Consider the following 12,160-nt stretch of genomic DNA (forward strand, 5'->3'; position numbering starts at 1 on the left):
TATTTCCCGTTTAGATTGGTAATAACCTACAGGCTGGAGAAGAAAATACTTTTGGACAAATTGAGTTTGTTGAGCTTTTTGATAATGTTCAAACAAGGGGATACCTATCACCTCAGTGGATGCGCAATGCTGTCAACATAAGGAAACTACTCAGAACATACGGCTGTCTATTCTTCTGTAAGGATCGTCTTGCCTATGTCGGGACATGAATAAGAAAATCAGAGTCTGTATTTTTGAAGAGAGTATAGACACTGATTAACTTTTAAGCAATCTTTTTAGTTGAGTTGATTTATTTCCCCAATCTTTATTCTTTCACTGACCTCTTCATTCTTTGCTTGCCCAAAATTAGGGCACTTTTCTCCGATCCTTCTTACCCACAAGGCCAAAGGCCAACCTCGCGGAGAAAAGAAGCCCTACGCACCCACACAACCTTCCGCGATTGAAGGCATCGCAACTCTCTTTATAACTCCTTTGCTTCTCTTTTTCTAGAGGATGTGATATTCTTTTACTCAAAATCCGGGATGACTCATGTACATTGATTTTCTAGTGGTTGGATGACCGATCATCTCAACAATACTATTCAGAATCGTGATTTTTGTGATGTATAAGTGACTTAACTACTAGGGCGATAATACCAACGCTGAGAGCAAAAGCTTCACTTAAAAGATATTCGCAAAAAAATACTATTTTACCGATTATACACACAGTATAGTAAAATCCGCTCCGATGCTAAAAAAAGTATTAGTGATATTGCTGGTTTTTTATTCCTCTACTGTATTCAGTCAGGATCAGCCGAATACTCTTTTATGGGAAGTCAGTAGGGTAGGGCTAAAACACAAGTCTTATGTATTTGGCACTTTCCATGAAGTATATCCTTCTTTCTTTTTATCACAAAAAAACGCAGTACAAAAGCTTACCAGCTCCTCCATGTTGTATGTGGAACAATCCAGAAAAGATTTTTACGATTCGGGTGCCTCAAATGCTACTACCATCACTTGGGATGTAAACAAATGGAAAGCGGCCACAAATTCTGCACAACGAAAAGTGTTTGACTCGTTTGTGCAAAAAGCAGAAAATACAGATTACTATAATCTTCCTCCTTTGCTGCTTAGCCTTACCCTGTTTCGCATGTATGCACAAAACTTCTGTGATACAGCAAACCGTGACTCTGATGAGTCATTGGATCATTATATTGAGAGATTGGCTGAGACAAAAAATATTCCGGTAGAGTCGTTAGATGATAAAGAAAAGATAGGTGAAGTGTTTTCTTCTAACACACTGGCTGATTCGGTGTTGGTTGAAGCCTGTGTCGGTATTATGCGCAGTATGTTAGAGGAAGATTCCAAACCATGCCAGATTTTTGATACGTATAAAAATCTGGCTATTAACTATGAGCTTTCAAAAGATCTGACAGATAAAAACAACAATTTAGCCTTGCTTGAACGGAACAGGAAATGGGTTAAAAGGCTTGACAAAGTGTTTCAAAAAAATAGCTGTTTTGTTGCAGTTGGGTATAGACATCTTATGTACAGGCAAGGGTTGATTCAGCAATTACGAGATGTAGGATATAATGTAAAACCTGTTCTCAGTAAATAACACACACTATCTGTCAGAGAGTAACCTTCATCTTCTCAATCCTCTTATTATTTTTTGTCCTCCTGAAAGGATAACAAGGGAGAGAACCTTTCAGGAGGACAGAGATATTGAAAAGAAAGATCAACATTCTTCTGTTACTAACATTACCCAAACACATATATTGCTACTGATACGCTTGTTGTCTGTATAGTAGGTAGTGTAGTAAGTTGGTATAAGCGTTCATAGAACAACAACGATATCTTGATGAAGTTAAGCAATCAGATAATGGTGTTGATGGTTCCTCCTTCCACACGAATAGCAGCTCCATTGGTGGCAGATGCTAACGGACTCGCATAATAGGCTACCGTATCTGCTACTTCCTCTACTGAAGCGAAACGCTGTAGTAAAGAAGTAGGGCGGATTTCTTTAAAGAAATTTTGTTCAGCCTTCTCTATAGTAATACTATTTACTGCTGCCATATCGGAAATAAACCCAGCAATCCCCCTGGATTTGGTTGGACCTGGCAGAATGGAGTTAACTGTGACACCGGTTCCTTTTGTAAGTTCAGCCATACCCCGACCGATGGCAATCTGAGCTGTTTTGGTCATGCTATAATGTACCATTTCGCTTGCTGTGGACACAGCAGTTTCGCTTGAAATAAAAATAATTCGTCCCCAGTTTTTCTCTAACATGCTGGGAAATAAATGACGAGATAACCGGATGCCACTCATTACATTCATGTCAAAAAAACGTAACCATTCCTGATCAGTGATATCGACAAACATTTTAGGTTCAAATATTCCTGCATTATTGATCAGAATATCGATAGGAGGTAGCCGATTGAGTAGTTGATTTATTTGATCAACATCCAGGAAATCTGCCACGATGCCAGATATATTTGGGTTTCCAGTTGTTGTTTTTAGTTCGTTTACAGCTTTGTCGATGGCAATCTGGGTTCTACCGTTAATAAGTACTGTTGCCCCTTCGGTTGCCAGTCTTTTTGCAATCGCATAGCCGATACCTGCGGTTGAGCCGCTGATAAATGCGGTTTTGTTTGTTAGTTTTAAGTCCATTTCTTTTGAATTAATTGTTTTACGTTTAGTTGGGATAAGCCACGCTACCTTTGTCTGGCTTATCTTCAGGCAGTGGGCAGATTCTGTTTGATACTACCTGTGAATGGCTCAGATTTAGGCTGCAAAGTTCACGTAGTTGCCCAATATGGCATAGGAAGTATATCACAAGTTATATGTGAGCTATCTCACCTCTACTATGTGATATAGCTCACATAGTGATAAAGTGCTTGTGCTTGACAATCTTATAGCCAACCGGTTAACTATTTAGCAAAAGGAGGAGTATTGTTATTGGATATAGTTACTTCACCGCACCAGTGAGTAAGTTGAGGATCTGTTGTTATGATCAGCCATGACCCTGATTTAGAAAAAGATGCAACTTGGTGAAGAGTGTTCTTCCTACAGGATGGTCTGGTATTGGTTTGTTTCCATTGGCTGCTTTTTCCATTCATAGCCTTATACAGGCACGGTTTTAGTCGGATTTATACGGATAGTATTAGTACCATAAAATCTGAGAATACAAGCATGGATAAAAGTACATCCTACCCAATTGTCGGAATAGGGTTTTCGGCAGGAGGGATTGAGGCTTTGCTAACATTTCTGACACATTTACCCAAGCCTACAGGTGCATCGTTTGTGATTATTTCTCAATTGTCTATTGATGACAAAAGCCTGCTGGATAAGATGCTGAAACGTTGCACACATTTGCACATTAGCTGGATAAACAATGGGATTATTCCCAAACCTGAACGCTCCTATCTGTTACCTCCAGGGCAGCAGCTTGATTTTAAGGATCAAGCTTTCTTACTTAAACCCTTTCTGTCTCAACAAAAAATCACCCGTATGATTGACAGAGGGTTTACTGCTCTTGCCTATGCTTTTCAACGACGTGCGATAGGGATTGTCTTGTCTGGTACAGGCAAGGATGGACTTTTGGGTGTTAAAGCCATCGAAAAGCAAGGAGGCATTGTATTTGTGCAGCATCCCGAAACAGCCCTTTTTCAGAGTATGCCCGCATCAATCATTGCGGATAATCACCCGGATATGGTGGCTACACCTGAAGAACTGGCAGAAATATTGCCCCGTATGTTGTAGTCTGTTTTACAGATTCTTGTTTACATCTCCATAAAATAGAATAGCAGATTAGTATTGGGTGGTTGATCTACTCGATAGACATCTATTTAGTTAGCTGCTGACTGGAACTATGTTCAGTCAATAATCTGACTAGTATTCGGATAATTGTCGGGTTTGACCATACTTCCAGTCAAAGATAAAAGTGAACAGAGATCGAATATTTTTTCAACATGACTGGTATTCGGATATTTCTGGAAAGTGACCAGAGTTCCAGTCATTTTCAAAAGTGATTCGATTTCTGTTCACTTGCCTTGCTGAACAGTTGCCCGCTCACTCTGTTTTCGATTTCAATTTTGACCAGAGTTCGGATATTTTTTCAAATTGACCGGAGTTTCGGTCATTGGTGGGAACAACTATAAGCGCGATCATAAAGTAGACATAATGCTGTTTTTTTATCGATCCAGACTTGAATCCTTTTTTCTGTGACAGAACACAAGCACTGCCCACAGTTTAATCTTACTAGCATTATAGATTCTTATTCATCCAGAAGCGTAGGATGTTGCCATCTGGGTCTTTAAAACTTGCAATATAGGCTCCTTCTCCAAGATCCATAATAGGATGAAGCAGTTGAATGTTGTGTGCAGTCACAAAACTTTCTATATCGTTAACCACAAAAGAGAGTACAATAGTCTCATTGGGTTGCTTATTCTCTTTTCCTTTAAGCACCGCATAGTGAATACCGTTATAGTCACACTCCCAATGTTCTGGCATGTTACCATGACGATTAAGTGCTAAAGGTATGCCTAGCACGTCTTTATAAAATTTGGCCAACCGTTCCGGCTGAGCAGATGACATGATTACTCCTGTCAATCCCTTTACAACTAAATTTTTCATAATTATATCATTTATGATGTTTATATTTGTAAATATATATCATTAGTGATTTAATTGTATCATGTATGATATAATTATTTATTTTTACATCAAATAGGATGTATATGAACAAAACGGTCGAGTTAGTTAACTTATGGGCTAAGTATGAGGAGGAAAACCCTACTGCAGAATTAAGTCAGTTTTGTCAAGCTTATTTGATCAATCTGGAGCAAAAAAACAAAAAGGCTGACTTTTGGCAGTCACCCATCCCTCCGGATGATACCAGCATGTTCACTAAGCTACTTGGAAGAATTGCTAAACTGCATAGCCTCTATGCAATTGGAGCCTTTAAGGAATGTGGGATTAGTAGCTTTGATGAGTTTTTGTATCTGAACTCTATTTCCAACACTCCCAATTCAAAGAAAACCGATATCATTTTAGCTAACTTCAATGAACTTTCATCTGGTTTATTGATCCTCGACAGATTAAAGAAAGCTAACCTGATTGCAGAACAGGAAGATGAGTTAGACAAGAGAACTAAACGGATCTCGATAACCAAAGAAGGGACACGGGTATTAGAAGCTTGCTATCAAAAATTAAGTAAAGTCAACCAGATGTGTTTTGGCGAATTAAGCCAGGAGCAGATACAACTTGGTATACAACTGTTGCAACCGATTGAGGCTTCACTTGCTAAAAAATGGCTAGAAGATAAAAAAGATAATAGGAAAGAATAGGCTTAGTTTGTATACAACTCGAATCTACTAATTTACTGATTCTATTCTTATTGCTGTGGTAAATACTCAATTATCAGAATGAGTATTTATTCTCTTTTTCCAGTACAAGGCTTTTCCAACCTTTATAGCTTATTCTAAACTTCAGTAACTTATAATCAGACTATCTGTTTGTAGGCTGAAAAGTCTATTCCCCAATACTACCACTATACCCTGCTGCCAATGATAGAATACTCTGTAGATTTAGCACTACCTGAAAAAGACAAAGCGATAAACCTGAAAACCGGCGCGGAACATCAAACAATAAGGTTGCCATCTGCTCTTCGGAATCTCTGCCCTGTATGTCAATACGAAAGCTCAACTCAATAGAAATAAAGGAGGTGAAATCTCTAATGCCTTATTGATCAGTTATTTATTCCATTGTTCCTGTCGCTTTCTCATACTATTTACTATTTTTAAAACAACAATACACTTTTTTGCTGAAAGGCAGTTCACTTACACCTATAACCAGTAGGACTTGGTATGAAATCATCTCCCGCCCTCTCAGAAGAAGCCCTGAAAGTTTTTCAAGCCCTTCCGGATCTGTATCTGATACTCTCTGTTGACCTGGTGATTCTGACAGCATCGGATGCCTTTCTGAAAGCGACTTTTACCAAACGCGAGCAGATCACAGGCAAATTCGTATTTGATGTATTCCCGGATAATCCGATAGCTACAGGTGTACATGCAGTCCGGAACCTGTCTGCATCGTTTCGGCAAGTGCTGGCAACCAAACAGCCTCATCAGTTGCCCAGCCAGCAATATGATGTGCCTCTTCCAGGAAAGGAAGCAGGGTTTGTGAAAAAATACTGGCTTCCACTCAGTACCCCTGTGCTTGATGAGTTTGGAGACATACATTATATCATTCATAGGGTAGAAGATGTGACTGAGCAGACCTTGCAGGAGGTACATTCAAAAGAAGCCCTTCAACAAAGTGAAGATCTTTTTCATGCCGTGCTGGATAGTTCGCTGGATATGATTCAGGTATTTGAATCTGTCAGGAATGAACAAGGCGAAATTGTTGACTTTATCTGGAAGGTAAACAATAAAACCTCCCAGCAAATCTACGGGGATGTGATCGGTAAACGCCTGCTGGAGCTCAATCCGGGTGTAATAGAAATGGGCATTTTTGATACCTTTAAGCAGGTAGATGAGACAGGTATAGCCGATCAAAGCGAACGGCATTACGTATACGAGCAGTTTGATGGATGGTTTTATCAGTCTACTGTAAAGTTTGGTGATGGTGTGGCAACTACTACTACCAATATCACCAAGCTCAAACAAGCCGAATTCAATCTGCAAATAGCCAATGAACGCCTGCAGGCCGTGCTAGACAGTTCTTTATATGTGTTTCAGGCCTTTGAGGCAGTACGTGACCAAACCGGAAAGATTGTAGACTTTAGTTGGATATTTACTAACCAGCGATGGAAGCAGTTGTACGGCGATGAGATGCTCGGGAAAAAAGTTCTTCAAGAAAATCCGGGGGTAGTGCAATCAGGCCTGTTTGACAAGTTTGTACAGGTTACCGAGACGGGCGTTTCCATTGATCATGAGCAATATTATGCGTATGAGCAATTTGATGGATGGTTTCATCAAACGCTGGTCAAAATGGGAGATGGATTTGTGATGAATACCGAAGACATCACAAGGCGCAAGCAGATCGAACAAGAACTCAAAGAAAGCAGAGACCTGGTACAAACCGTATTCGACGTTGTTCTCAATCCGATTGCCTATCACACTGCCATACGCGATGCTTCTGGTGAAATTATTGATTTCGAGTTCCGGCTTGAAAACCGGGAAGCTCGGAAATATGCCGTCGAACACCGGACCGGGAAACGGTATTCGGAAGCGTATCCGGGAATTAAGAATACAATTGTTTTCAGGCTGTATTGTCAGGTAGTGGAAACAGGTAATCCACTTGATACTGAAGTGCAACTTACCCTCAAAGGCACCGAACGCTGGTTTCATCTGATGGCAGCAAGGCTTGGTGACGGCCTGGTGGCAACAGCGGTTGATATCACTGAACGAAAAATAACTGAAGCAGAAATTATTCGTCTTAAAGAGGAGATTGCCCAAAAAGCTACTGACAAATACCAGGCACTTTTCAATTCGATAGATGAAGGATTTGCCATACAGGAGCTGCTTACAGATAATCAGGGTAACGTTACTGATTTGATTTATCGGGAAGTAAACGAGTCTTTTGAGCAACACACCGGAATGAAAAATGCGCTTGGCAGAAAAGTAAGTGAATTTGTTCCTCATCTCGAACAACACTGGCTCGATGCCTTAACCCAGGTTTACCACACAGGTAGGCCGTTGCGTAATGAAGGCTATACAGCCGATTTAAATCGTTGGCTTACGTATCAGTATTCACGTATTGGCGGGGCGGGCAGCCGATTGATTGCAGTAGTGTTCAATGACATCACTGAACGCAAACAACGGGAGCAACAACAAACATTTCTTATAAAGTTTTCAGATGCATTACGAGCAGAGCCGGATGCTGATGCCTTGGCAAATCGTGCTATTCAAATGCTTGCGGAGCAGTTGCAACTTGACCGTTGCTATGTGGGGATTGCCCTGCTTGCTGACGATCGCGGAATATTCCCTTACCAGACAGGAAACGACCGGGTACTGCCAATGCCTGAAGGTGGCGTACGCTTGTCCGATTTTTCGGAAGCGCTGCGTAAAACCTTTGACCAAACCCTGGTCATTACAGATTTTCAAAATACGGAAGGCTTAACTGAAACAGAAAAACAAAATTTTGGTGCACTTGGATTTGGCGCCTTGGTGGTTGCCAATGTTCGGAAAGAAGAGAGAAATCCGTATTGGTCTATCAATGCCGTTTCGGCAATCCCGAGACGCTGGACATCTTTAGAAATCCAGTTGATAGAAGAAGTTACAGAGCGCACCTGGGCAGCGGTAGAACGAGCTAAAGCAGAACAGGCCTTGCAAAAAAGTGAGGAGAAATATCGTACGCTTTTCAATTCCATAGATCAAGGTTTTAGCGTCATTGAATTAATCTTTGATGAAAACGGAAAAGTGAGTGATTACAGGCACATAGAACACAATCCTGTATTTACAAGGATGACCGGATTGAAAAATGTCATTGGCAAACGAATGAGCGAACTGTTAGCTTATGTAGAACCGGAGTGGCACCAGATGATAGAAGACATCTATTATACAGGTGAACCGATCCGTATTGAATATCCTGTAAAAGAACTAGGAAAATGGTTTAATGCGTATATGTCACAAGTAGGTGGAAAAGACAGTCCGTTGATTGTATGTGTGTATGATGATATTACCGAACGTAAACAACGGGAGAAACACCAGGAGTTCCTATTCTTTCTCAGTGATACAATACGAGCTCTGACTGATGAGCAGTCTATTAAAGAACAAACGGTCAGGATGCTGGGCGAATATCTGGATGCTGACCGTTGCTACATCAGTGAGGTATTTGAGCAACAAGGCTTTTCGACAGTCGGTCCGGAGCATCTACGCCAGGGTATACCATCGATGGCGGGTGTTTTCCGGTTGGCGGATTATCCTGAAACAATGCGACAACTTACCACTCAACCATTGATCATCGATGATGCGGACAATGACCCACGCTTTTCTGATTTACAGAAGGCCATGCTGGCTAAAGTGCCTCAGCGGGCACTACTTGTAGCGCCTTTACGAAAGGGTACACATGAGGTTATCTGGGCTATGGCTGCTGCTATGGCTATACCACGTCACTGGACAGACGGCGAGCAAAGACTGCTGGCGGATGTAGCTGAACGCACCTGGGCAGCAATAGAAAGAACAAAAGCTGAAGAAGCTTTGCGAGAGTCGCAAAAGCGCCTTCAATCAATAACCAATCTAGTGCCCGATCTGCTTTGGGATAGCGAACCGGACGGCTCAACCAACTGGTATAACCAGCGTTGGCTGGAATATACCGGACAGAATCTGGAACAGGCTATCGGCTGGGGCTGGACAGACGCTATTCACCCTGATGACAGAGAAGGCTCTGCCAGGCGATATGGCGATACATTTGAAACTGGCAAACCTTTGCGACAGGAGCACCGGATACGACGCCATGACGGCGAGTATCGCTGGTTTGTTGTCAGTGCCTGGCCACTCAAGGACTCAAGCGGGCAGGTAGTCAAAATATATGGTGCCGCTACTGACATCCACGACCGTAAGCAAGCAGAAGATGCCCTTCGGGAAAGCGAAGAGCGAAAAGCCTTTCTGCTCAAACTTAGTGATGCTTTACACCCCTTATATGATCCAATAGAGATCGAGCATACAGCAAACAAGGTTGCAATGGATTATTTTGGTTCAGACAGATGCTATTACTGCCAGATAAAAGGAGGGCAGGCTATTATATACAGAGATGCTGCACGAGAGGGACTTCCTTCTGTTGCCAATGTGTATCCCTTACATACTATGCCAATCTTCAAAACGGTTATCGATGTGGCAAAGCCGTTTATCGTTCCGGATGTAAAAGTGACTGAGTTGGTAGATGAATCCTTGCGTGAGTTATGTGTGTCCTTGCAGGTTATCTCGTTTATGAATATACCTGTGATAAAAGACAATAATCCTGTTGGCATATTGTGCATTGTGCAATCTACTCCCAGAAACTGGACAAACTTTGAAGTAAGTCTGGCCGAAGAAGTAGCCGAACGCATCTGGACTGCTGTCGAAAGAGCCAGAGCAGAAGCCAACTTACGCGAAAATGAGGAACAGTTTCGCAGGGCACTGGAGGAGGCTCCTATTCCGATCATTATGCATGCTGAAGATGGAGAGGTGCTTCAAATCAGTCGCAGTTGGACAGAACTGACCGGATATTCCCTTCAGGAAGTACCAAGCTTTGAGTTCTGGCTCACCAAAGCCTACGGCCAGGGAGCCGATCAGGTAAGATCTCATATGCAGCATTTATTCGAAGGCCATGTGCGTACACTCAACATTGATTTTCCAATTCTGACCCGTCACGGGCAGTTGCGGCACTGGAGTTTCAGTGCTTCCTCACCGGGAGTGCTTCGGGATGGCCGTCGTTTTATTGTAGGCATGGCTGTAGACATTACTGAACGCCTACAGGCTCAGATGCAACTCCAGGAATTCAATACTATGCTGGAAAGGCAGGTAAGCGAGCGGACAAAAGAACTGGAAGAAAGCCGCGATTTGCTGCAATCGGTATTTGATACCAGTCTGATGGGAATGTCGGTGATGAAGGCTGTTCGGGATGAGAATGGCAATATTCTTGATTTTCGGATTCGGATTGCGAACAAAGAAATCAAACGGGAAACAGGGCGTATAGATCTGGAAGGAAAGTTGTATGCAAAGGAGTTTCCGGGCATACAACAAGTGGGAATATTTGATATAATGCTTCGCGTCATGGAAACAGGTAACGCAGAAGGCATGGAATATTATTATCCATTTGAAGGATTTAATAAGTGGTTTACCTGTATGTTTGTCAAACTGGAGGATGGTGTGGTGGCTACCAATCTGGATATAACCGAACGCAAACTGGTGGAGTTGGAATTGCATAAACGGTTAATGATCTTACAACAAGCTGAACAGGTCGCGGCAATGGGAAGCTGGGAATATGATCTGGATACAAAATCCTTTTACTGGTCAGAGGGTATGTATCGTTTGTTTAGTTTGCCGCTTGGTAGTCAGATCCATCTGGAAGTGTATCTGGACTATGTTGACAGACAGGATCACCCTCTTGCCCAAAAAATGGTAGATAAGATCCGGAATGGTGAAGGCCCTTTTGAGGAAACATTGCATATGATAGTGGATCAGAAACCTGTAACGGTTAAAGTCAAAAGTGCAGTTATGTATGATACAGAAGGAAAGCCCATGCGGGTAGTGGGTGTAGATCTGGATATCAGTGAACTCAAACGGCTGGAAGAAGAGAATATCAAAATACAGATTGAGCAACAGAAACAACTTTTGTTAGCCATTCTGGAAGCTCAGGAAGAAGAACGCAGACGCATCTCAGAATCGTTGCACAACGGGGTAGGACAGATTCTATATGCGACTAAACTTAATCTGAATCAGCTCGAACTGTATCTTGAGTCCAATGATAAACCGATGGTCCAAAAGTCACTTCGGGCAACAGAAGCTATGCTGGTGGATGCTATTGCAGAAACCCGCCGAGCCTCGCATGAACTGGTTCCTATTCTGCTCAAAGAATATGGACTGGATAAGGCGATTAAAGATTTTTGTACACGTTTTTCGGGTTCAGGTATTGAGTTTGCCTGTCATGGATTAGAAGAACGGTTCCCCGATTACCTCGAAGCAGCTATCTATCGTATAGCACAGGAATTAGCCAATAATATTGTGAAACATTCCGGTGCTACCCGTGCCCGCATCGAAGTTACCCATGACGACCAGTTTATTTATGTAGAAGCTCAGGATAACGGTAAAGGAATCCAGACCCCAAAACCAGATAGTAGTAAATCCGGCAAAGGCATCGGAATGAAAACGATTGAAGATCGGGTAAAGCTGCTGGAAGGAACGATAGAGATAGAATCTGCACCTGGAAAAGGAACCCTGATCACTATCATTTTGCCTCGACGATAGTAATATTTTAAGACCTGCAATTGAGTGTTCTTTCAGGAAATACCCTCCTTGAAAGGTGTTATTGAGAAAGTAATAAAAAATGCTACAAAGAGAGTAAAGATGACTTCAATCGCGAATGTCAGTGTAGGTGCGTTGGCCTTCTTTCTGCCACGAGATTGGCCTTTATATTGTACCATATTTTTTCTGGAAACAAAGAAAGTTTCTGGTGCAAGCGTCCGCTCAATGCTGTCA

The 12,160-nt window shown here is 42.0% G+C and carries 6 protein-coding genes; 4 read left to right on the plus strand and 2 right to left on the minus strand.

Annotated features, from left to right (window positions below; translation table 11 throughout):
* Nucleotides 1-726 precede the first annotated feature (726 nt).
* Nucleotides 727-1,596: a TraB/GumN family protein gene (locus QNI15_RS15460; RefSeq protein WP_314032460.1), complete on the plus strand. Its 870-nt coding sequence runs from the start codon at nt 727-729 to the stop codon at nt 1,594-1,596.
* Between the two features lie 257 nt (nt 1,597-1,853).
* Here QNI15_RS15460 and QNI15_RS15465 read toward each other — a convergent pair whose 3' ends face one another.
* Nucleotides 1,854-2,648, minus strand: a complete 795-nt coding sequence (locus tag QNI15_RS15465; RefSeq protein ID WP_314032462.1) for an SDR family NAD(P)-dependent oxidoreductase — start codon at nt 2,646-2,648, stop codon at nt 1,854-1,856.
* Nucleotides 2,649-3,170: 522 nt separating this feature from the next.
* Between QNI15_RS15465 and QNI15_RS15470 the strand changes: the two genes are divergently transcribed.
* Nucleotides 3,171-3,740 (plus strand): chemotaxis protein CheB, encoded by a 570-nt coding sequence (locus QNI15_RS15470; protein ID WP_314032464.1) that lies wholly within the window; start codon nt 3,171-3,173, stop codon nt 3,738-3,740.
* Nucleotides 3,741-4,244: 504 nt separating this feature from the next.
* On the opposite strand, the gene QNI15_RS15475 is transcribed toward QNI15_RS15470, so the two are convergent.
* Nucleotides 4,245-4,613 (minus strand): VOC family protein, encoded by a 369-nt coding sequence (locus QNI15_RS15475; protein ID WP_314032466.1) that lies wholly within the window; start codon nt 4,611-4,613, stop codon nt 4,245-4,247.
* 104 nt (nt 4,614-4,717) lie between these two features.
* Between QNI15_RS15475 and QNI15_RS15480 the strand changes: the two genes are divergently transcribed.
* Nucleotides 4,718-5,326, plus strand: a complete 609-nt coding sequence (locus QNI15_RS15480; protein ID WP_314032468.1) for a MarR family winged helix-turn-helix transcriptional regulator — start codon at nt 4,718-4,720, stop codon at nt 5,324-5,326.
* Nucleotides 5,327-5,845: 519 nt separating this feature from the next.
* Nucleotides 5,846-11,929 carry a PAS domain S-box protein gene (locus QNI15_RS15485; protein ID WP_314032470.1) on the plus strand — a complete coding sequence of 2,028 codons (6,084 nt, stop codon included), beginning with the start codon at nt 5,846-5,848 and terminating at the stop codon, nt 11,927-11,929.
* The last annotated feature ends 231 nt before the right edge of the window (nt 11,930-12,160 follow it).

The sequence above is a fragment of the Xanthocytophaga flava genome, assembly GCF_030068545.1.
Classification (GTDB): Bacteria; Bacteroidota; Bacteroidia; order Cytophagales; family 172606-1; genus Xanthocytophaga; species Xanthocytophaga flava.